This window comes from Algoriphagus marincola DSM 16067, from assembly GCF_000429405.1.
GTDB classification, from domain to species: domain Bacteria; phylum Bacteroidota; class Bacteroidia; order Cytophagales; family Cyclobacteriaceae; genus Algoriphagus; species Algoriphagus marincola.
Map to the genome: position 1 here is coordinate 420,122 of NZ_AUBU01000001.1, position 21,982 is coordinate 442,103.

20 protein-coding genes are annotated in these 21,982 nt (G+C 43.4%); 13 read left to right on the top strand and 7 right to left on the bottom strand.

The window, feature by feature from the left end; translation table 11 throughout:
* The first annotated feature begins 159 nt into the window (after window positions 1-159).
* The 5 genes from G457_RS20870 (at window position 160) to G457_RS0101980 (ending at window position 4,831) form a co-directional block, all read left to right on the top strand.
* Window positions 160-966: a hypothetical protein gene (locus tag G457_RS20870; RefSeq protein WP_081701364.1), complete on the top strand. Its 807-nt coding sequence runs from the start codon at window positions 160-162 to the stop codon at window positions 964-966.
* A gap of 3 nt (window positions 967-969) precedes the next feature.
* Entirely contained in the window at window positions 970-1,869 is a 900-nt protein-coding gene (locus tag G457_RS0101965) for a helix-turn-helix domain-containing protein (RefSeq protein ID WP_026944980.1), read from the top strand.
* Window positions 1,870-1,937: 68 nt separating this feature from the next.
* Entirely contained in the window at window positions 1,938-2,918 is a 981-nt protein-coding gene (gene moaA / locus G457_RS0101970; protein ID WP_026944981.1) for a GTP 3',8-cyclase MoaA, read from the top strand.
* Window positions 2,919-4,094 carry a molybdopterin molybdotransferase MoeA gene (locus G457_RS0101975; protein ID WP_026944982.1) on the top strand — a complete coding sequence of 392 codons (1,176 nt, stop codon included), beginning with the start codon at window positions 2,919-2,921 and terminating at the stop codon, window positions 4,092-4,094. It abuts the gene before it with no gap.
* Window positions 4,094-4,831 carry a sulfite exporter TauE/SafE family protein gene (locus G457_RS0101980; protein WP_026944983.1) on the top strand — a complete coding sequence of 246 codons (738 nt, stop codon included), beginning with the start codon at window positions 4,094-4,096 and terminating at the stop codon, window positions 4,829-4,831. Before G457_RS0101975 ends, G457_RS0101980 begins: the two co-directional genes overlap by 1 nt.
* On the opposite strand, the gene G457_RS0101985 is transcribed toward G457_RS0101980, so the two are convergent.
* Window positions 4,828-6,183, bottom strand: a complete 1,356-nt coding sequence (locus tag G457_RS0101985) for a glucoamylase family protein (protein ID WP_248602811.1) — start codon at window positions 6,181-6,183, stop codon at window positions 4,828-4,830. The genes G457_RS0101980 and G457_RS0101985 overlap by 4 nt on opposite strands.
* Before the next feature lie 161 nt (window positions 6,184-6,344).
* Between G457_RS0101985 and G457_RS0101990 the strand changes: the two genes are divergently transcribed.
* The 7 genes from G457_RS0101990 to G457_RS0102020 all read left to right on the top strand — a co-directional run bounded on the left by G457_RS0101990 (window position 6,345) and on the right by G457_RS0102020 (window position 15,077).
* Complete coding sequence (locus tag G457_RS0101990) at window positions 6,345-6,584, top strand: MoaD/ThiS family protein (protein WP_035482948.1); 240 nt, start codon at window positions 6,345-6,347, stop codon at window positions 6,582-6,584.
* 4 nt (window positions 6,585-6,588) lie between these two features.
* Window positions 6,589-7,674: a HesA/MoeB/ThiF family protein gene (locus G457_RS20875; RefSeq protein ID WP_035482949.1), complete on the top strand. Its 1,086-nt coding sequence runs from the start codon at window positions 6,589-6,591 to the stop codon at window positions 7,672-7,674.
* A complete protein-coding gene (locus tag G457_RS0102000; protein ID WP_026944986.1) occupies window positions 7,667-8,113 on the top strand; it encodes a molybdenum cofactor biosynthesis protein MoaE in 447 nt (148 codons plus the stop codon). The genes G457_RS20875 and G457_RS0102000 overlap by 8 nt, the downstream gene beginning before the upstream one ends.
* Window positions 8,114-8,241: 128 nt before the next feature.
* Complete coding sequence (locus G457_RS0102005; protein ID WP_026944987.1) at window positions 8,242-9,054, top strand: SDR family oxidoreductase; 813 nt, start codon at window positions 8,242-8,244, stop codon at window positions 9,052-9,054.
* 234 nt (window positions 9,055-9,288) lie between these two features.
* Complete coding sequence (locus G457_RS0102010; protein ID WP_026944988.1) at window positions 9,289-13,149, top strand: AAA domain-containing protein; 3,861 nt, start codon at window positions 9,289-9,291, stop codon at window positions 13,147-13,149.
* A 294-nt stretch (window positions 13,150-13,443) separates the two neighbouring features.
* Window positions 13,444-13,782 (top strand): helix-turn-helix domain-containing protein, encoded by a 339-nt coding sequence (locus G457_RS0102015; protein WP_026944989.1) that lies wholly within the window; start codon window positions 13,444-13,446, stop codon window positions 13,780-13,782.
* Window positions 13,776-15,077 carry a type II toxin-antitoxin system HipA family toxin gene (locus G457_RS0102020; RefSeq protein WP_026944990.1) on the top strand — a complete coding sequence of 434 codons (1,302 nt, stop codon included), beginning with the start codon at window positions 13,776-13,778 and terminating at the stop codon, window positions 15,075-15,077. Before G457_RS0102015 ends, G457_RS0102020 begins: the two co-directional genes overlap by 7 nt.
* Before the next feature lies 1 nt (window position 15,078).
* Here the strand turns inward: G457_RS0102020 and G457_RS0102025 are convergent, their stop codons facing one another.
* On the bottom strand, window positions 15,079-15,849 hold the full coding sequence (locus G457_RS0102025; protein ID WP_026944991.1) for a YdcF family protein: 771 nt from the start codon (window positions 15,847-15,849) through the stop codon (window positions 15,079-15,081).
* Between the two features lie 154 nt (window positions 15,850-16,003).
* Between G457_RS0102025 and G457_RS0102030 the strand changes: the two genes are divergently transcribed.
* Entirely contained in the window at window positions 16,004-17,554 is a 1,551-nt protein-coding gene (locus G457_RS0102030; RefSeq protein WP_026944992.1) for a sulfatase family protein, read from the top strand.
* Between the two features lie 18 nt (window positions 17,555-17,572).
* On the opposite strand, the gene G457_RS20880 is transcribed toward G457_RS0102030, so the two are convergent.
* The 5 genes from G457_RS20880 to G457_RS0102055 all read right to left on the bottom strand — a co-directional run bounded on the left by G457_RS20880 (window position 17,573) and on the right by G457_RS0102055 (window position 21,972).
* The gene (locus tag G457_RS20880; RefSeq protein WP_081701365.1) at window positions 17,573-19,129 is read right to left on the bottom strand and encodes a glycoside hydrolase family 99-like domain-containing protein; all 1,557 of its coding nucleotides are present in this window, start codon (window positions 19,127-19,129) and stop codon (window positions 17,573-17,575) included.
* A 48-nt stretch (window positions 19,130-19,177) separates the two neighbouring features.
* Window positions 19,178-19,741, bottom strand: a complete 564-nt coding sequence (locus G457_RS0102040) for a GNAT family N-acetyltransferase (RefSeq protein WP_026944993.1) — start codon at window positions 19,739-19,741, stop codon at window positions 19,178-19,180.
* On the bottom strand, window positions 19,738-20,031 hold the full coding sequence (locus G457_RS0102045; RefSeq protein ID WP_026944994.1) for a hypothetical protein: 294 nt from the start codon (window positions 20,029-20,031) through the stop codon (window positions 19,738-19,740). The genes G457_RS0102040 and G457_RS0102045 overlap by 4 nt, the downstream gene beginning before the upstream one ends.
* A gap of 105 nt (window positions 20,032-20,136) precedes the next feature.
* Window positions 20,137-21,099, bottom strand: a complete 963-nt coding sequence (locus tag G457_RS0102050) for a transketolase family protein (protein ID WP_035482950.1) — start codon at window positions 21,097-21,099, stop codon at window positions 20,137-20,139.
* Window positions 21,100-21,120: 21 nt separating this feature from the next.
* Window positions 21,121-21,972 (bottom strand): transketolase, encoded by an 852-nt coding sequence (locus G457_RS0102055; protein ID WP_024281809.1) that lies wholly within the window; start codon window positions 21,970-21,972, stop codon window positions 21,121-21,123.
* Between the last annotated feature and the right edge of the window lie 10 nt (window positions 21,973-21,982).

The following is a 21,982-nucleotide window of genomic DNA, read 5'->3' on the forward strand; positions in this document are numbered from 1 at the left end:
AACTCAATCAAATCGAGGGTTTTTAGAGTTTATCAATCTAGACCTTTAGCGGTCGAAAGTTTCGGGGCTGGTTATTTGATTTTTGTAAGTTTTGGTTTGAAAAGTGTCGCTAGAAATAGGAATTCACCACGAATTTTGTAAGACATTTCAATCACCCTTATGAAATTTTGTAATCAATTCCATCGTCAATTTTCTAAAACCTATATCTTTCAAGGAGTATCCTTTCTTTTGATAATCCTAGCATGCTTATGCTTAAGCAATGAGAAAGCTTTTGCTCAAGAGTCAGGGCAAAAGCACATTGGAGGAACCATCACTGCTACCAATAATGGGATATCCATTATCCCTTCCTTTTCGCTTGGTCGCCCAGCGGTCTTTTTTGACTTGACTATGGGAGGAGAACGCTTTTCCTTTGATCCCATGCTTCGTTTTGGAATGGATGGAAAGCCTTGGTCATTCGTACTTTGGGGAAGATATAAATTGATCAAAGACCGACGCTTTTCTTTGTCTGTAGGTGGTCATCCTGCTTTTTTGTTTCAAGAGGCACAGGTAATGGTGGAGGGACAACCTGAAATGAGAATGGTAGCCAATCGCTATGTGGCAGGTGAAATCAATTCCAGCTATCGATTGACGGATAGGTTTACCCTGAGATTGTACTACCTCAAAGGCATGGGTATTCAGGTGCTTGGGCCCAAAAATTCTGATTTTCTAGCTTTAAGTCCTGAATTTTCGGATATTCAATTAGCTGGTGAATACCGTATGGCGATCAATCCCCAGCTCTTTTTCCTAAAGGTTGATGAAAATTCCGGGTTTTATATCAATTCGGGAATTACCTTGAAAAATGGAGAGTTTCCAGTTCAATTTCAGGCTTTTGCCAATAAAAAGCTCGATTCCACTATCCCAGGAGATGATTTGGTTTGGAACTTGAGTCTGCTGTATAAGTTTAATTCCTCATTTGAAAAAAAATAAATCATGGATAATGCCGAAAGCCTACGAGAGTTTTATGAGAGAAAATTCAACTGGATTCCAGAAAACTTAGCCGCGGAAATCGGTCATTTCAATATTTTCCGACTGGAACCATACCTGGAGGGCAAAATGAAGACCGTGCCCTACCGAAGGAGAGATTTTTATAAAATCATGCTGGTCAAAGGCCCGGGTACGGTTCACTATGCTGACCGAATCAATGAAGTTAAGAAACAGGCGCTTTCCTTTTCCAATCCGCTTGTACCTTACAAATGGGATAATTTGGCGCCCGATACGCAAGGGATTTACTGTATTTTCAACCCACATTTCTTTATGAATTTCGGGCAGATCCAGCAATATGAGGTATTTCAGCCCAGTGGAAATCACATTTTTGAGCTGACAGACAAAGAGGTGGAGGCGGTTGAACTGATTTTTGAAAAAATGGAAGCAGAGTTCAATTCCGAATACAAATACAAATATGATGCGATCCGGGCTTTGATTTTGGAGCTGATTCATTTTGGGATGAAGCTGCAGCCTGCTGAGATTCAACAAACCCAACACGGAAACGCCTCCCTTCGGATTGCTTCCATTTTTTTGGAATTGCTGGAAAGGCAATTTCCCATCGATGAAACCCATCAGACCATTGGAATCAGAAGCCCCTCAGACTTTGCAGATCAGCTTAATGTCCATGTCAATCACCTCAACCGGGCCGTCAAAGAAATGACCGGAAAGACGACCTCTCAGTTGATCGCCGATCGAGTATTGCAGGAATCCAAAATCCTACTGAAACAAAGCAACTGGAATGTATCCGAAATCGCTTATGGCTTGGGATTCAATGAAGTGACTCACTTCAATAATTTCTTCAAAAAGCATGTAAATTTATCTCCAACTCAGTTTAGAAAAGACTAAATAGACAAATGAAACCATTCAGCCAATTTTGGCTTTATTACAAAAAGAAAAACTCTTAATCTAGCTTAATGCTTGTCGATAGTTTCGGACGTATTCACGATTACCTCAGGATCTCACTTACAGATCACTGTAATTTCCGCTGCACTTATTGTATGCCGCAGGAAGAGATGGAGTGGATGCCTCAGTCCAAGCTGATGAGTAAGGATGAAGTGATCAATCTGGCAAAAACCTTCATTAATCTTGGGGTCAAAAAGATTAGATTGACCGGAGGAGAGCCTTTGGTAAGGAAAGAGTTTCCCGAGATTTTGGAGTATCTTTCTACCTATCCTGTTGAATTGACCCTGACCACAAATGGTGTTTTGATTCACAAACATATTGACGTATTGAAGAAAGCCGGTGTTCGCTCGGTCAATGTCAGTTTGGATACACTCAACCGTGAAAAATTCCTCAAACTAACCCGCAGAGATCAATTTGATTTGGTTTGGGAAAACATTCTCTTGCTCTCGCGAGAAGGCTTTCGTGTCAAAGTTAATGCGGTGGCGCTTCATGGCTTGATTGAGGACGAAATCTGCGATTTTGTGGCGATGACGGAGGAGCTTCCCATCCACATGCGATTCATCGAGTTTATGCCCTTCGCAGGGAATCATTGGCAAAGCAAGAAAGTGGTCACAGCGGCTCAAATGCTGGATTTGGTGAAGGAAAAGTATGAAATCGTCAAGCTGGAAGACAAAAAGCACGATACAGCCAAGAAATACAAAGTACCCGGTTTTGCCGGTACTTTTGCCTTTATCACTACCATGAGTGAGAACTTCTGTGCGGGCTGCAACCGAATCCGTCTGACAGCAGATGGAAAAATCAAAAACTGTCTTTTTGGAAAGGAAGAATTGGATTTGTTGGGAGCCTTTCGAAAGGAAGAAAATGTGGAAGAAATCATCCGGCTTTCCATTTCCAGAAAGCATAAAGCCTTGGGGGGACAATTTGACCCAGACTACCTGAAGGCTAATCCCGATGCCATCGAAAACAGAAGTATGATCAAAATCGGAGGCTAAATGATATCCGTTTCAGAAGCAAAATCCATCCTTCAAAAGCTTGATCTTCCGAATCGAACTATCAGCTTACCCATTTCTTCGGCCATAGGCCATTTTTTAGCCCAATCTGTCCAATCTAAAATCGATGTGCCTTCCTTTGACAACTCTGCCATGGATGGCTATGCCTTTGCTTGGGAGGAAGGAATTGATCGCTTGGAAGTAATGGGAGAGGCTGCTGCGGGCTCTTCTGACTTACCCAAAATCGAAAAAGGACAAGCAGTCCGAATCTTTACCGGAGCACCACTGCCTGCAGGGGCAGATTCGGTGATCATGCAGGAAAAAGTGGCGCGGGCGGGTGATTTCATCCAATTTAAACCTGAGGATGTCACTCAGGGAAATCATGTTCGCTATCGGGGAACGCAATGTAGACGGGGTGAGGTCGTGGCCGAAGTCGGTGCAAAGATTACTCCGGGCTTGGTCAGTCTCTTAGCCTCGGTGGGTGTAAATGAGGTGCAGGTATCCCTAGCTCCAAAAGTCGCCATCATCATTACTGGCAATGAAATCCAGGACTTGGGAAAGCCTCTCGATTCCGGTCAAATCTACAATGCCAATGGCCCTGCCTTGGAGTCTTGGTTAAGAAACTTGGGAATCTCAGAAATAAATCAAATCAAGGTTCCGGATCAAAAAGAAGCTGTGGTAGAGGCCCTTTCCCAAGCGCTGGAGGAGTATGATTTGGTGATCTTTACCGGAGGGATCTCTGTGGGAGACTATGACTTTGTCAAAATCGCTGTAGAGGAAAACGGGATGAAACAGCTTTTCTACAAACTCAAGCAGAGACCCGGCAAACCCCTTTATGCTGGAGAAAAAGAGGGTAAGATCGTTTTTGCCCTGCCTGGAAACCCGGGTTCGGTACTTTCCTGCTTTATGCAGTACGTAAAGCCTGTCATTCAATCCTGGAAAAGAGATCCGGAAGCATGGAATCATTTTCAAAATCTTCCATTGGCTCAGGATTTTGATAAGAAAATTCCGCTCACCCAATTTCTGAAAGCAAGAATCCAAAATGGAAAAGTAGAGGTGCTTCAGGGTCAGGAATCCTTCAACTTGATTGCTTTTGGTTTGGCGGATGGATTTGTGGAGATACCGGAGGAGTCATCCCTTGTCGAATCGGGTACTTTGGTTAAATTTTATCCTTGGTGATGGAAGACCTGATTTATTACGGCCTGTTTTTTTTGATGCCTTTTGCTGCGTTTTTGTATGCTTCGGTCGGGCATGGAGGAGCGAGTTCTTACCTGATGATTTTGGCTTTGTTGGGATTTGCTCCTGAGGAGATAAGGCCCACAGCCCTGATTCTGAATATGATGGTGTCCATGGCTTCCTTCCTTAATTACCGTAAGGCGGGAGAGTTTCCGACCAGTCTGTTTTGGTCACTTATTCTGTTTTCAATACCTGCGGCTTATTTGGGAGGAACTATCCTGCTAGATGCCTCCATTTACAAAAAAGTTCTGGGAGCACTTTTGCTTTTTCCGGCCTTGAAGTTTGCCGGAGTTTTCCCCATAGCCAAGGAAGTGAAAATAGAACGGGCTTGGTGGATGGGTCCGCTTTTGGGGATTTTGATCGGCTTTCTTTCCGGAATGATCGGAATCGGTGGGGGAATCATTCTTACTCCGATTGTCTTGATGTTGGGTTGGGCAGGAGTTAAGGAGACGGCAGCGCTGAGCGCCTTGTTTATCTTTTTGAATTCGGTAGCTGGCTTTTTTGGGGCAAGTATTTATGAAATCCCGATGAAAGAAGAACTTTGGATTTTGGTTCCTTTGACCGTGGCCGGTGGTATTTTAGGAGCTTATTTGGGAGCTAAACGCTTTTCTGTTAAGTCTTTGAAATACCTTTTGGCTTTCGTCCTGCTTTTTGCTTCGATTAAATTGATGCTATCCTAATTTGGGATTTCATAAGTAAAACCTAGTTTTTTCAATCCCTGCTGTATTTCAGGAGCATTCATCACCAATTTCCAACCCAAGCCTGACCGGTAATTTTCTATCATCGTGACGATCGGTCCCTGATCGATGGCCAAGTAGCGCTTAGGGAAAAAGTCATGATGTGGACTAATCGCGTCGTAGAATCCATAAGGTCCAAAAACCTTTTCTCCATATTTTTCATACAGATTCCTTATCACTTTCATGGATTTCTCCGGAGTGTAGACAATGGAGGAAAGAGCTGCAGTCGGGGAAATCACGCCAACATCATCTCCGGGGCGATGGGCATGGTAAAAATTGACCGAGTAGGAGGCGGTCAGGCCCCACAAGTCTTCCCCATAGCCTCTAAATTTTCCCGGATTGGCAATGCACCAAGCCCGATTGATCAGGGTTTGGTTTCTGTTTTCTTCCCAATAGTCTGCATACCGATCTTTGAGTCCTTTGGGATTGATGCTGAGATAGGAATAGTGGGCCCAAAAAAGCGGGCCTCCTAATTCCTCCGCGCCATTATGCTTTAGCTGCAGGGGAAAACCATAAGGCGTCTCTTTTGGTGAACGAATGTCTCCTGACCTAGCCCAGCCTTGATGGTAAGCCTCAGGATTGATGGGATGGGTAGGGGAAGCAGCTGCCAAAATGTAGGTTACCAAAGTTTCATTGTAGCCTTCCAAGGCGAAATTCATGTCCCAGCCAAAATTGGGTGACCAGTGCCAATAGAGTACATTTTGCCCGTTTTGGGTATGCCAATTCCAGTCCATCTCCTCCCAAAGGGTCTGAATGCGCTTACTTATCTTCTGCTCTGCTTCATTTCCACCTTTGAAGTATTCCCGGACAGCAAGAAGCCCTTGCATCAGAAAGGCCGATTCGACCAAATCCGCTCCGTCATCCTTTGGGCTAAAAGGTTTGGTTTTACCCGTTTTTCCATCCAACCAATGGGGCCAAATCCCATGAAATCGGTCCGCTTTTTCTAAAAAAGAAAGCATTTTGTCAAACCTCTTCACAGCGGCTTCTCGGGTAATCCATCCCCGCTCGATGGCTCCCAGAATCCCAATCAAACCCATTCCCGTACCTCCCGTGGTGATGATATACTGATCCTGATCAGGATATAGCCCATCCATATGAATTCGCTCCGGAGCCATACCTGAGTTAGGTTCGGCCCCCGTCCAGAAATACTGAAAAGTGTAGTATTGAACGGTGTCGAGGAGCTGCTCATCGCTGAGATTTGATAAGGTAGAATCTGCTGATTTATCATTTACCAAATCGTCTGATGGGCTGCTGCATGCCCATAAGGCAAAAAGCAAGAAGTATAATACAGCCATTTGATTAAGGTTTTGGGTCATTTAGAGAGATTTTGTGATTGAAGGGTGAATTGGAGTTTATTAATTATTGCAAAATGAACTCAAGGAAATGAGATCATTTATCCTGTTGATTAGTTAAATAAATTGATGAAGTGTAATTTAGGAATCTCAATTCAAATGACATGGAAAACCAGATAAAGATCAAAGCATTTGGGATGGTGGCAGAAAAACTGGGAAGTCAGGAATTGACCCTTTCCAATCCAGGGAATTCTGAAAGTTTGACAAAGCAAATTTTGGAAGAGTTTCCTGGTTTGAGGTCTGTCAAATTCATTATCGCTGTGAACAAGAAATTGTGTTCGGAGCGAGCAGAAATCCCAGTTGGAGCAGAAGTAGCCATTTTACCGCCTTTTTCGGGAGGATGAATTTATGAATCGATTCGAAAGACAAGTTATTTTACCCGGCTTTGGTACTGAGGGCCAAGAAAAACTGAGAGATTCCTCTGTGGCAGTGATTGGTGCAGGAGGTCTCGGTTCACCGATTTTGCTGTATTTGGCTGCCGCTGGAGTCGGAAATATTACCGTGGTAGATGGAGATGAGGTGAGTATTTCCAATCTCAATCGGCAGGTGATTTTTGGAGAAAAAGATTTGGGAAAAAACAAAGCAGAGGCTGCTGTAAGTTATTTTTCCGATAAATATTCTGATATCAACTGGAAGGTAGTTACTGCTTTCATTTCGGTTGAAAATGCAAAGGAACTTTTAGCTCCGCATGATTTGGTGATCGATGGCTCTGATAATTTTCCCACTCGCTATCTAGTCAATGATGCTTGTGTTTTGCTCAAAAAGCCTTTGGTCTTTGGAGCGATTTATCAGCATGAAGGGCAGGTTTCTGTTTTCAACCTCAACCGTCAGTCCTGTCAATATCGGGACCTGTTTCCAGATATGCCTTCCGCTGCAGAGGTTCCCAATTGTTCAGAAACAGGCGTTTTGGGTGTTTTGCCGGGAATCATCGGAAATTTGATGGCCTTGGAAGCGATCAAGGTTCTAACAGGCCTAGGAGAAGTTTTGGATAATCGGGTTTTGTATTTCAATAGCCTAAATTCCGAGACTTACGATTTGCAGATCAGTCCTAGCTTCAAGGCTAGAGCTTCTGCCCCGTCAGACTGGGAAGCCTTTTCTGATACAAATTATGAATTGGCCTGTGAAGGGATTGAGACCCTCAATTGGGATGATGCTTTTCGCAGGGCAGGGCATGGAACCATACTGGTGGATGTGAGAGAACCCGAGGAGGAACCACCCTTGGTTTGTTCTGCTTTGACCAAGATTCCCATGTCTGTTTTGCCGCAACAATTGGAAAAGTTTGAAGATGCAGAGTCGATTTTCTTCTTCTGTCAAACAGGAATTCGAAGTCAAAAAGCAGCTTTGCTCATCAAATCTCATTTTCCGGATAAAGCCACCTATTCCATCAAAGGGGGAATTGCAGCTTTGAAAACAAACTCGAGAAGTAATGGATAAAGTCAGAAAACCGAAGAATATTTTTGTGCAGGGAGCGATTGCTCCTGAGAAGATAGCCAAGTCAATTGCCAATCATGCAAGCAAGACGGATATCGGAGGACATTCGATTTTCCTTGGCCAAGTGAGAGCAGACCAGAAAGAAAATGGTCAGGTGATAGGAATCGACTATACAGCTTATGAAGAGATGGCCTTGGAAAAGGCCTTTGAAATAAGAGAGGATATTTTTGCCAAGTATCCGTTGACCTGCATGCATATTTATCACAGCTTAAGCGAGGTAAAAGTTGGTGAGATTTGTTTGTTTGTGTTTACCTCCTCCAAACACCGAAAAGCAGCGATGGATGCCTGCGATGAATTGGTGGAGCGTATCAAGGCCGAGCTACCCGTCTGGGGAAAAGAACTTTTAGATAGCGAAGAGCATGTGTGGAAGGTGAATAGGTAGTTTGTTTTGGAGGATTAGAATCTTTTGGATAGTTCTAAATAGCTAAACCCTAACATAATCTAGTTGGCCAAGTATATTTTTTATCACCAAGATTCCTGATTCCCTATCTTTAATCTTAATTTTCAGCTATGAAATTCAAAGACAAAGTCGTCCTAATTACCGGTGCCACTTCAGGGATTGGTGAGGCTTGTGCTGAGGTATTTGGTCGAGAAGGAGCCAAACTCGCCATCACAGGTCGTAATTCTGAAAAGCTGGAAAATACTGCATCGAAACTCCGTTCACATGGTTTTGAGGTTCTGCCCATTCTCGCTGATGCCGGTTCAGAAGCTGATAATCAACGATTGGCGGAGGAGACTCTTTCACATTTTGGACAGATAGATATCCTGATCAATAATGCCGGAATTTCGATGCGGGCGCTTTTTCAGGACTTGGATTTGGATGTTTTTCGCAAAGTGATGGATACGAATTTCTGGGGAACAGTCTATGCAACCAAGTTTTGTCTCCCGGCTATTTTGAAGTCCAAAGGCTCGATCATCGGTATATCATCTATCAATGGCTATCGGGGTACTCCGGCACGAACAGCCTACACAGCGAGTAAGTATGCGATGAATGGCTTTTTTGAAGCGCTTCGCACAGAGGTGATGAAAAAGGGCGTTCATGTCTTGGTCGTGGCTCCCGGATTTACAGCTTCCAATATTCGAAACACGGCACTCACAGCTGATGGTTCTTCTCAGGGCGAATCCCCTCGAGATGAGGCTAAAATGATGACTTCCGAGGAAGTGGCAGAACATATTTTGAAGGCGACGATCAAGCGAAAGCGGGATATCGTTTTGACTTCTCAGGGTAAATTGGCGGTGTTTCTGAATAAGTGGATGCCGGGTATTCTCGATGGAATTGTCTATAATCAGATGGCTAAAGAAAAAGACTCGCCTTTTAAATAGGGCTCACTGAAAAAGTCTCAGGTATGTCAGCTTCAAGGCGGACGAGTGTAGATGTATTCCTATACATCAACCGAATGCCAACTTTGAAGATGGTATGCCTTAGGCTAGCTTAATACTTTCAAAATTGCCTACTTTACTCATATAAACTTGCGCAGGCTAAAAAGACTCAATAAAAATTGAGATCATTTGGTAGCTTTTCAGCTATTATAGCGTTTTTCAGTAAGCCCTAAGTAAATGCCCGAATCTATCTTCCAAACCTACCTAAATCGGCTCACAGACCTATCCGCCAAAAATAGGTCCTTGTATTTACCGAAATTGGAAGGGTACGGGATGTTGGACCTTCGGGAGTTTGATTTTTTGAACGGCGATCCTGCCTTTGAGATTCTCAGAAAGTCTATCGAAGGCAAAAAGAAGATTATCCTCTCACCAGATCTGGATCCTCGATCTGCGGATGCCAATCAAGTTTCAAAGGGGCTTTCCCGAATGGCTTTTCGAGACCAGTTAACTCAAGAGGAAACCGGGGAGCAGAGTCTCTATTTGGCTTGGCTTTTTGTGGAAGGAAAACTCATTAACGGGCAGCTCGTCCGAAGTCCCCTGCTGTTAAAACCGGTTCAACTCAGAAAGGAAAATGGGGTTTGGTCCTTGATTTCAGAGGAAAATTGGCAGTGGAATCCAGCCTTCTTGCTCGCTTGGAGGCATGCTACCCATCAGCCATTGCCTGTCACCTTTTCCGATGAATTGCTGGAAAATTTACCAAAGGATGCGCTGGAGTTTAGGACAGCCTTGGCCAAAATGATTCCAGAGTACTTTGCCATTCAGGTACAGTCCAACCTGTTGGAAGACCAGATTATTCCTTTCCCTATTTCCCAGATTTCGCTCGATCAGAAGCGTTTTTCCGAAGGAAAAGTGATCCTGAAACCTTATGCGGTTTTAGGTCAATTTGCTCAAAAGGGGAGTTTTCTTTTTTCTGATTATGAAATCTTGAAGGAGCATTATTCCGAAAGTTCACTGGAGGATTTGTTTCAGCATCTTTTCCTTTCGAAGGAAAAGGAAACTCAAATCAGGGAGGAAAACCTATTTCCGGTTTTTCCGCTTGATGCTTCTCAAGAAAGTGCCTTGATCAAAGTTCGGCAAGGAAAAAGTCTAGTGATCCAAGGTCCTCCGGGTACAGGCAAGTCTCAATTGATTGCTAATCTGGTGTCGGATTACATCGCCAGAGGGAAAAAAGTGCTAGTTGTTTCCCAAAAGCGAGCGGCTTTAGACGTGGTTTTTGAACGATTAGAAAAGGCCGGTTTCGGTTCGTTTTTGGCTTTGGTTCATGATTTTCGTGGTGATCAGAAAGCCCTTTTTGAAAAGATCAAAAACCAAATTGAGTCTATTGAAGATTACCAAAGCCAAAACCGGGGTATCGATGCAATTCAGTTGGAGCGGGAACTCAGCATGCTTTCCAAGACCATTTCCAGACTTTCTGAGAAGTTTGAGGAGTTGCGAACAGCTTTATTTGATGATATGCCAGGCGGGATTCCTATCAAAGCCCTTTACCTTCAGGCTGATTTGGACGAAGCCTCTTTTTCCCATCCTCATTTGCTTCAACTAGATCTGGAAAAAGCCAAAAGTTTTGAGCAGGATTTAAGCATATTTTCGCGATATCAGAAGCGATTTTATGGAGGTTTTTGGGATGATCGGATCTCTTTTTCGGCGGTTCAGCCAGCAGATCTCGCTCAGATTTCACATACACTTGATCGAATTGAAAATCATCGAAAACAGCTTCCTGAAGTTTTGAAGGAAGAAAAAGGCAAGAGTATCCTTTCAGCTATCTGGTCTGAGCCTAAGTTTTTGGAGAAGATTCAAAAGACCCAAAATTCTCTCACAGGCTTGGTAGATCCTGAGACAAACTTTAAGCTTATTTTTAATCCTAAGGAACAAAAAATCTTAGCTAAAATCCGTCAATTTCTGATTGATACCCTCGCAACTTTACAAAACTGGAAATTGGAGTTGGGTGCTGATTTGACTGGCTTGAGAAAGGAATTGGAAACTTTGATTCCGCTTTCTCAAAGCTTTTTCGGAAAGCTTCAGGTCAAATTTTCCAAGTCTAAATTTCCTCTGGTTTTTCAGCTGTTAAAGAAAAATCAGATAATCTTTAATACCGAAAACCTCCTCACCATCAAGCAAGAGTGTGAATCAAAAATACAAGTTCAAGAAGCGTTTAAGGATTTGCCCAAAACACCATTTTTTGAGTCTAGGGGCGATTTTTCCACTGATTTGATTGAAGTTGATAAGCTCCTTGCTTGGAAGAACAGTTGGGAAGCAGTTCCTGATATTCATGTCTTGCTGGATTGGGAAGAGCTGTCCTTTACAGAATTTAGAGCAGCATTAGACCAGATCCAAAATTGGTCTGAAAGCGTGATTTCAGATTTGGCTTCGTATCGACTTTGGATAAGTGATACGCAGTTTTTGGAGTTAATGGAGAAGGGTTTGGGACAGGTGTTTCCAGAGAATCCACTGAATTGGCCTTCCGTTTTTGCAGAATTGAAGGGATTTGATCAGTTTTTGGAGGATTGGCAATTCAGAGAATTAGGAATGGATTTGCTTGAGGAATTTCCAGATTTCGGCTTAAATGAACTCATCGCTACTTTTTGGAATTCTTGGCGATTGGCATGGATCGGGGAGATCGAGCGACGATATCCGGTTTTGAGTGAAATAGGCTCCTTGCGTCTCAGCCATGAGATGGATGAACTCAAAACTGCCATTCTCGAAAAGCGGAAAAATGCCCGGCATTTGGCCTTACTTAGGCTTCGAGAACAACTTTCTGAGAATCTGGAATACAATCGCTTGGGTAATCGCCTGACTTATCGGGAATTGCTTCATCAAGTGAGTAAAAAGCGCCAAAAATGGCCCATTCGCAAGTTGGTTGAGGAACTGGGAGATGAAGTGTTTCGGGTACTTCCTTGCTGGTTGGGTAGTCCGGAGACGGTTTCAGCTGTTTTTCCTACAAGTCAGGTCTTTGATTTGGTTATATTTGATGAAGCCTCTCAATGTCCTGTCGAAAGGGGTTTGCCTGCTATGCTAAGAGGAAAACAGGTAGTCGTGGCCGGGGACTCCAAGCAATTGAGACCTTCGGATTTTTACCAGGTGAAGTGGGATACTGAGGAGGACGGGATGGAGTACGAGGCCGAGTCTTTACTGGAACTGGCAGGTCATTTCTTTGAGAATTTGCAGTTGAGAGGGCATTATCGCTCCGCTGATCCAGCTTTGATTCACTTTTCCAATCGACAATTCTATGGAAATCGATTGGAGACTTTGCCGAATTACACTACTGTCAAGGCTGGAAAGACTCCTTTTTCATGGGAAAAAGTAGAAGGGATCTGGGAAAATCAGATCAATCGAATGGAGGCAGAGGCTGTCGTGAAACGTGCTCAGTTGATTTTAAGAGATGAACCTCAGGACTCAATTGGAATTGTGACTGGCAATTATTTTCAGATGGAGTTGATTCGTGAACTATTATGGAAAGAAGGTTTACAGGATGCATCCATTAAAGTTCGGAATATCGAAAATGTCCAAGGGGATGAGTTTGACCAGGTGGTTATGTCTTTGGGCTATGCTCCTAATCGGGAGGGGAAATTGGTGACCAATTTTGGACTTTTGGGCAAGTCTGGAGCGGAAAACCGGCTGAATGTAGCCATCACTCGGGCTAGAAAAATGCTGCATGTGATTTCTTCCATCGAGCCGGAGGATTTCCGTCCCGGTCAACTTAATAACCTGGGTTTGGCCTTGCTCTGTGAGTTTTTAGCTTGCGTGAAGATACAAAGCAAGGAGCGAAATATTCCTGCCCCTGAGGTGAAGGTGCCCGGTTTTGAAATGGACTGGAGTCTAAAAAATCAGCTTTTGAGGCAAGATAATTTCTATACCAAAGAAATTCCTTCTTCGGTGATGGATCTGATTCGGACTGATGAGTCTGGGGAACAAACGGCGATTTTGACTGATGATCAGCGGTTTTTTGATGCGTCGACCGCCAAAGCTGCGATGGCCTATCATCCGATTTTACTGGAGGAAAAAGGCTGGAAGTGGCAGTGGGAGTGGAGCAGGAATTTTTGAAGTATCGAGTAGCTAGTATCAAGAAGCTGGAGCCAAGACAGAAGAATCAAGACATAAGACTTTTTTGGATTCATGTGTAATAAAACTCTAATTTAATCATAAATATCTGCTTATTATGAGTGATATTTCATTCATAAAAATTTTAATTTAGATATAATGAATGATTAATCATTTATTTATGGAGATTCAAAATAGGAAATCCTTGATTTTTGTATCTAGCATCATAATTTATATTTTGATTGATATTTCATTCATTAACTTGTAAAATTTGATTTAATGTATGATATTTAATGCATGGATATTGCACAGCTTTCAGATATGGCCATACTCCGGATGATTGGAGACTTCATCAAAAAGAAGCGGATGGCCCTCAATAAGACTCAGGACGAGATGGCTACAGAGGCGGGGATGAGTCGTTCCACCCTTAGTCTACTTGAGCGTGGGGAGAAGGTTCATTTGCTGACTTTGATTCAGGCGCTTCGTGTTTTGGATGAGTTGCAGTTGCTGGAGGCTTTCGAGGTGCGTCAGCAGATTAGTCCGCTCGAATATATCAAGCTCCAAAAGAAAAATCAGCGGCAGCGGGTGAGGCATTCGGATATCGCTGCAGAGGATGATCGTCCTTCGGAATGGTAGTTGCAGCAGAAGTTTGGCTTTGGGATCGACTGGCAGGAGCGATCCTTTGGGATGAATCCCAGCAGCTGGCAAGCTTTGAGTTTGATCAGAGCTTTCTTCGCTCGGGCTGGGATATAGCACCTATAACCATGCCGCTTAGACAGGGGAAGCGTTTGTATTCTTTCCCGGAGACTCGTAGAGGAAGAAATGATGCTTTTGATACCTTCAAGGGACTGCCTGGGCTTTTGGCGGATATGCTTCCCGACAAATACGGCAATCAACTCATCAATGCCTGGCTGGTCCAAAATGGTCGTCCAACAGACAGTCTCAACCCGGTGGAATTGCTTTGTTTTATCGGAAAACGAGGAGTGGGTGCCTTGGAGATTAAGCCTTCACTTCGTACAGAGGTAAGCAAGTCAACTAGCCTTGAGCTGGATAGTCTGGTATCCATTGCCAATAAAATCCTAAATACTCGGGAGAGCTTCCAAACCGATCTTTCCCAAGAAGAGGAAGAAGCCATGGCGGACATTCTTAAAATTGGGACTTCGGCCGGTGGGGCAAGGGCCAAGGCCGTCATTGCTTTCAATCCCAAAACCGGAGAAGTGAAGAGCGGTCAGGTTAAAGCACCCAATGGATTTACCTATTGGTTAATCAAGTTTGACGGGGTGACGGACAGTCAATTTGGCGCTTCGGTGGGTTATGGAAGGGTCGAAATGGCTTATTACCTGATGGCAAAGGAAGCAGGGATTGAAATGAATGAATCTCGGCTTTTGGAGGAAAATGGACGTGCTCACTTTATGACCAAGCGTTTTGATCGAACGGATAGTGGGGAAAAAATCCATATGCAAAGTCTCTGCGGTATGCGTCATTTTGATTTCAATCAAGTGGGAGTCTACAGTTACGAGCAGGTATTTGAGACCATGCGAATGCTGAGACTTAGCTATCCAGAAGCGGAACAGCTATTTATCCGAATGGTCTTCAATGTACTTGCGCGCAACTGCGACGATCATACCAAAAACTTCGCATTTCTGATGGATCAAAGCGGAAAGTGGAAGCTTTCACCAGCTTATGATATTTGCCATGCCTATCGTCCAGGAAGTCTTTGGGTAAGTAGTCAGTCTCTCCAAGTCAATGGAAAAAGGGAGGGGATCACTGATTCAGACTTTCTGGAAATTGCACGAAAAATGAATATCAAAAAACCGGATGAAAAGATCGATCAGGTTAGAATGGTTGTGAAGCGATGGAATGAATTTGCAGAAGAGGTAAAGGTAGAACCCAAACTCCGTGATTCTATTCGAGCAACACTTTTAGCATAATTCAAATATATCCTACCAGTTTGTAAACGATGATTCCAATCCACTCTTTGAAAAGCTTGGTCCAATATTCCAAAGAATAAGGGTCTGGGAATAACAAGGATGGTATGTCATACTTGATATCATGCGAATAGTAATCTGTTGGAAAAGACACCGTATTCAAACCTACTTTATCAAAGCAACCTTGAGCTCGGTACATGTGAAAGGCTGAAGTGATCAATACAAACTCCTGATTGGTGGAGATTCCATTTTTCTCCAAAAAAGCCTTTGTAAACTGGGCATTTTGGGCGGTATTTTTGCTTTGATCTTCGATTAAAATATCGGATTCGGGCATGCCAGTCATCAGCAAAAACCGCTTCAGCAATTCAGCTTCAGATTGGGGATTGACTGGATTGAGACCCTGTCCACCGGTGATCAGGATCTTTTTTATTTTGCCCATACGGTAGAGTTGGAGGGCATGGGTGATTCGGTCGGCTCCTTTGTTGAAAAAGGTGCGATCGTAGGCTGTTTTACTCAGATTGGTGACGCCAGTAAGGACGATGCCGATTTCACGATTTTCAATTTCCTCAAAAGACTTAAAATCAGGCTCCCAAGCAAATAAAGCTAAATTGGATAGGAAGGGATTGGTGAAAAAGAGCAAAAGCCCGATTCCCGCCCAAAGCAACTTTTTACCCCATTTTCTTTTGATAAATATTACTCCTCCAACGATCAGAATTATCACAATTGTCAGCGGCATGGCTAGAAAACTGAGAAACTGGGAGAGGTAGAAGAACATGGGCTCTATGGTTTGCAACAAAGAAAAGCTAAAAAATACTGAATTTGAAAAACCCGAAAGCTTTTAATGTGAATGGGCTTGCTCCCCTATGAGCATTCAATTTTTTCTATCCTGATTTTTAATAAATTGTGTTCTTCTACCACCGAATTGTGCTATGAATTATCGAACTATCCTTTTTGGCCTTCTGATTAGTATTTTATTTTCTTGTAACGAAAAGCAAAAAGAAGACTCTTCTGAGCTTGTTAAGCCCAATATCGTGATCATTTATTTCGACGATTTGGGCTATGGTGATGTCAGTGCCTATAAATCAGGGACACTCTCTACACCCAATTTAGATAGGCTGGTAAATGGCGGGGTAAAGTTTACCAATGGCTACGCGTCTTCTGCTACTTGTACACCCAGCCGCTATGCTTTACTTACCGGAGTATATCCTTGGAGAAATCAAAATGCCAAAATACTTCCCGGGACTGCACCTCTCTTAATTGATACAACTCAGTATACGCTTCCAAAAATGCTTCAAGATCAGGGGTATCAAACAGGTATAGTGGGCAAATGGCATTTGGGTCTTGGTTCTGGATCGGTAGATTGGAATAAAAAAATTAGCCCGGGACCAAACGAGGTTGGCTTTGATTATTCATACATTCTTGCCGCTACGCAGGATCGCGTTCCCACGGTTTATATTGAGAATGGAAATGTAGTGAACCTTGATCCGAATGATCCGATTGAGGTGAGTTATGAGAAAAATTTTCCTGGAGAACCGACAGCCTTGACCCATCCGGAACAGGTTGAAATGAAATGGCATCATGGGCATAATAACAGTATAGTGAACGGTGTCCCCCGGATTGGTTTTATGAAAGGTGGTGAAGCTGCCAAATGGAGTGATGTCGATATGGCGGATCATTTTTTGGAAAAAGCGAAAGAATTTGTGGGGGAAAAGTCTCAATCAGGTAAGCCCTTCTTTTTGTACTACGCCTTGCAGCAACCGCATGTTCCGCGAACTCCCCATCCTCGTTTTGTAGGGACATCCGGCATGGGTCCTAGAGGTGATGCGATTTTGGAAGCAGATTGGATGGTGGGAGAGTTTATAGAGCACTTAGAAGAAATTGGAATTCTAGAAAACACCTTAATCGTTTTGAGCAGTGATAATGGGCCTGTCTTGAATGACGGATATTATGATGATGCTGTGGAGAAAATCGGTGATCATACTCCCACAGGACCCCTCAGAGGCGGGAAGTATAGTCTCTTTGAGGCAGGAACACGGGTGCCTTTTGCAGTCTATTGGAAAGGAAAGATAGAGCCTAATACTTCTTCCGCTCTTGTGACTCAAATTGACTTGATGGCATCCTTAGGAACCTTAGTCGGTGCTGAAAATTTTGGGCAGGATAGTGAGAATCTGCTGGATGTTTTTTTGGGGAAAACAGATCGGGGAAGGGATGAATTTGTATTGGAAGCTACCAGTAGGACTGCTTTTCGAAAAGGGAATTGGGTCATGATTCCACCATATTCAGGACCTGCAGTACAAAGTCAAGTCAATATTGAATTAGGTAATTCCCCAGAATATCAGCTTTATAATCTAGCGGAGGATTTATCTCAAGAGAGGAATCTTGCTGAATCAAACCCTGAAAAGCTTCAAGAAATGATCAAGAGATTCGAACAAATCCGTGGAATAGAATCTGCGAATGTGGAGGAATTGGAATTGAAATAGAGGCTTTAAGTAAAATTCTTATTTCTCAAACACCTCCTGAATGGCTTCCAAATAATCAAACCCATGTCCTTCGGTTGGCTCGATATAGTTGCCTTCCAGATATTCATTCCAGCAGCATATCATGATAGTTTTACCATTTGAAGCACGGTATTTTTGGGATACTGCTAAGGCTTCTTTTAGCTTATCTCGGAAAGTGCTTTTGGTGCTATGAACGCGGTCTTTGTGAGGTTCGGAAGGGAAGCCTGTCTGCTGTGGCCAAGTTCCCCCTGCCGGACGCATATCCCATCCCATGGCTACCGGAACTTGATACTCGAAATTCGGATCTGACTTGAATTTTTCACTCCACATATTCCAATGACCTCGGTAAGTCTCGCGCATATCGGCGTAGGATCGATTGTCCTTTTCCAAAAAGTTGTGGTAGACATAAGCAGTCATCCCTTCAAAACCCATAGATTTTAGCCTCGGGACGTATTCCTGAAGAAGCATCTTTTTTTGGTATTCCCCGCCTTCCCAGGGTCTGTTTGGATTTTTAGCTTTCCACTGTGTAGGTAATCCATAAGCTCTCTCGCGCTCCAGCATCGGGCCAGCAGTGACTGCAATGAATTTGATACCCGGAAGCTTTGCTTTTTTGGCTAAAGCCTGAGATCGATCCAGCAGATCTTTTAATGTCAGGCCGTAAAATGCTGCTCTCGATTCGGCATCCTGCGGAAAGTAAAAATAGACTACCGGTCTACCATCTTCAGCACGCAGGTAGTCACCCCTGCTAAAATACTGATCGATCCAAAGTTGGGTGATTTTGTCATGTACTTGAAGGTAGAGCTCTTTATTTGGTTTCTCTCCTTCATAATTGGCCTTTCTTGCCAGTTCTTCTGGCGAACCAATTTTAAGCCAAGCCATCCAGCGCTCATGGCTGTCATCACACCAATTGACGGCCCATTTCATCTGTTTTTCTTTAGGAAGCTTGGCATTCTCGGCGAGAAGGACCTCAAGCTGATCGCCCCATTCTACCAAGCCCGGTACGGCGACGCGGCCATCCCGATTTGGGTCTATTTTCCAGCCTTCTGGGTAGTAAATCTTTGACTGCGGCCCGAAATAAAGGTGGTAATAGTAGTTTCTTCCGAAGAACCAGTCATAAGCAAAAAAGTCAATCCCATATTCTTTCATGTATTGAAGTTGCTTTCGAGCTACTTCGGGATCAGTTCGTTTGTAAAAGCCTTTGAGTTCTTTGATAGGTTTGCGGTCAAGATAAGGTCCTTCGTAAGGATATCTAGCATTGTAGATTCTGCCTTTGGGTCCCCAAATCCCTGGGTTTTGCAGGCTTGCGCAGTTTTTTGGGTCTTGGATGCAAGACCAAAAGCTATCCCGGTCCACATTGGGATCCGGTGAGGTATTCCAAGAAGGCATAAAATAGACACCTACCAATTCTTCACCAGCTAATTCTTCTTGGGGAGGGTTAAAATCAAAATGTCCAAAGCCTGCCTTTTGTGAAATAATTGTATTTGATTTTTCATTTTGACAGGCACAAAAAAACAGGAATAGTGAGCAGGAAAATAAGGTTTGAAATAAACTTTTCATTAGCTGCGTATTTTAGGAAAAAGAGAAATAGAGAATCAATTTAAATAATTAATTGAAAAGCTTTTTTCGCATTATCAGAATCTTCCGAAATTCCGGGTAGATTCTTTCAAAATCCAACTGGTATGAATGTACCACCTCAAAGCCGCATTTTTCATAAAAGTGCTTTGCCTGTGGCTGACAGCTCATTGCCTCAAGCCAAATATTTTCAAGTTTATTTTCCCTTGCGATCCTTTCTGCATAATCCATCAGAAGCTTGGCTAAGCCTGTGCCATGATATCGGGAATCCAAGTACAATCGATGAATTTTCATAGCGTTTGGGATGGGTGTTTCTCTTGGGGAAAAGGGAAAGTCGTATTTGAAAACTCCCGCTCTTTGTCCTTGAACCTCAATAAAAAAATAATGGGATCGCTCTCTTTTAAGCTCTTTTTCCAAAGTCTCCCTTCCGTAAATGAGGTCCACATACCAAGCTCCTCCATCTGTCCAAATCGGTTGATAGGCATCCCGATAGACTTTTCCCATCAAATCATAAAGCTTTCTTTGATCAGAAATCTGAATAGGAGCAAGATGAATCTGCCCAAGAGAAGGGAGATGAAGCGGATTTTCTACAATCATTGAAGTTTTTTAATCATGTCTGCTGTGAGGTCATCAGCATAAGTGCCATATGAATTGATCAAAACGCCTTTGATTTTTCCATCTTTAGAAGAGATGGTGTACAGGATGGCCTGATCGGCAGGATTGCTTTGACCTTCAAATCGATAGGTTTTATCCACCTCAAATTCCTGTGGCAAAAGGCAAACATCACCACAAATGATACTGTCAAAGCGGATGTTAAAATCCTCAGTATATCCCTCTTTTCGTACCTTCTGTAAAATTTCAACTAGTGTGGGTTCGTAATTTTGCATAGACAATGTTGTTTTAGCCTCTATTCAAGTTACGGGATTTTTTTGATCATAAAAAAACCACAGAGTGAAGTTCTGTGGTTTTAGGTTTTTGTAGTTTTTGGTGGATCACTTCCTTTTGAGGGCCTTTTTGGCTGCTTTGACGATATTTTCGGCATTCAAGCCATATTTTTCAAGCAACTGAGTAGGAGTCCCTGACTCGCCGAAGCTATCATTCACACCTACATATTCCAGAGGAGCAGGATTATGTCTGCTTAAGGTTTGAGCGATACTGTCACCTAAGCCTCCGTTGATCTGATGCTCTTCTGCTGATACTGCGCAGCCAGTCTTTGCTACAGACTCCAAGATTGCTTCCTCATCCAAAGGCTTGATCGTGTGGATGTTGATCACCTCGGCATGGATTCCTTCTTCTCGAAGCATCGCCTCTGCTACAACTGCCTCCCAGACCAAGTGACCAGTAGCGAAAATGGTCACATCTTTACCATCGATCATTTTCCAGGCCTTTCCAATCTCAAACTTCTGATCTGCTGGAGTAAAGATCGGCCAGCTTGGTCGTCCAAATCTCAGGTAAACCGGACCTTCATGCTCGGCAATTGCTAAAGTTGCTGCTTTGGTTTGATTGTAGTCACAAGGATTAATCACGGTCATGTGAGGAAGCATTTTCATCATGCCCAAATCTTCCAAAATCTGGTGCGTAGCTCCATCTTCTCCCAGGGTCAAACCTGCGTGTGAAGCACAGATTTTGACATTTTTGTCTGAATAGGCTACAGATTGACGGATTTGATCGTAGACCCGTCCGGTGGCAAAATTGGCGAATGTCCCAGCAAAAGGGATCTTCCCGCCAATAGTCATCCCTGCTGCCAGGCCAATCATATTAGCTTCAGCTATACCGGTTTGGAAAAAGCGATCTGGAAATTCTTTTTGAAAAGCGCCCATCTTAAGTGAACCGATAAGGTCAGCACAAAGACCAACTATATTAGGGTTTTTTCTTCCTGCTTCTAGAAAACCGTCACCAAAACCGGAACGCGTATCTTTTTTTTCTGTATAAGTGAATTTTAAATCTAAGCTCATTTTCTTCAAGTTTGGGAGTAATTAATAATCGCCGAGGGTTTCCTCGAGTTGGCCTAAAGCATCGGCAAGTTGCTCATCACTTGGTGGTGAACCATGCCACTTGTGCGTGCCTACCATAAAGTCCACACCATATCCCATTTCGGTATAGAGGAGGTTCATGACCGGCTTGCCTTTTCCACTGAGGGATTTGGCTTTTTTCAGGCCTTCTAAAACCGCTTCAAGATTATTTCCATCTTTGATCTCATTCACTTCCCAGCCAAAAGCTTCCCATTTGGCCTTGAGGTTTTTGAGGTCCATGACTTTCTCCGTAGGTCCATCGATTTGCTGCCCATTATAATCAATCGTGGCAATCAAATTATCCACTCCGTAATGTGCTGCATACATGGCAGCCTCCCATACTTGACCTTCCTGCAATTCCCCGTCTCCTAAAAGAATATACACTAGCTTATCATCTCCGTTTAGCTTTTTTGCTTGTGCTGCACCAAGAGCTACTGAAAGCCCCTGGCCAAGTGAGCCTGAAGCTACGCGAATTCCAGGAAGACCTTCCTCTGTAGCGGGGTGACCTTGGAGTCGGGAGTTGATTTTCCGGAAGGTTTTTAGCTCCTCTACTGGGAAATATCCACTTCTAGCCAGCACAGAATACCAACCTGCCGATAGGTGTCCATTGGATAAGAAGAAAAGGTCTTCATCTTTTCCATCCATGTTGAAATTAGGATCATGTCTCAGGATATCGAAATACAATGAGACAAAGAATTCCGCGCATCCAAGGGGGGCACCTGGATGCCCGGATTGTACTGCATGGACCATACGAAGTACATCTCTTCGTAGTTGGGTACAGATTTTCTGGAGTTGTTCGATTGATTGTTTTTCCATTAGGCTGGGT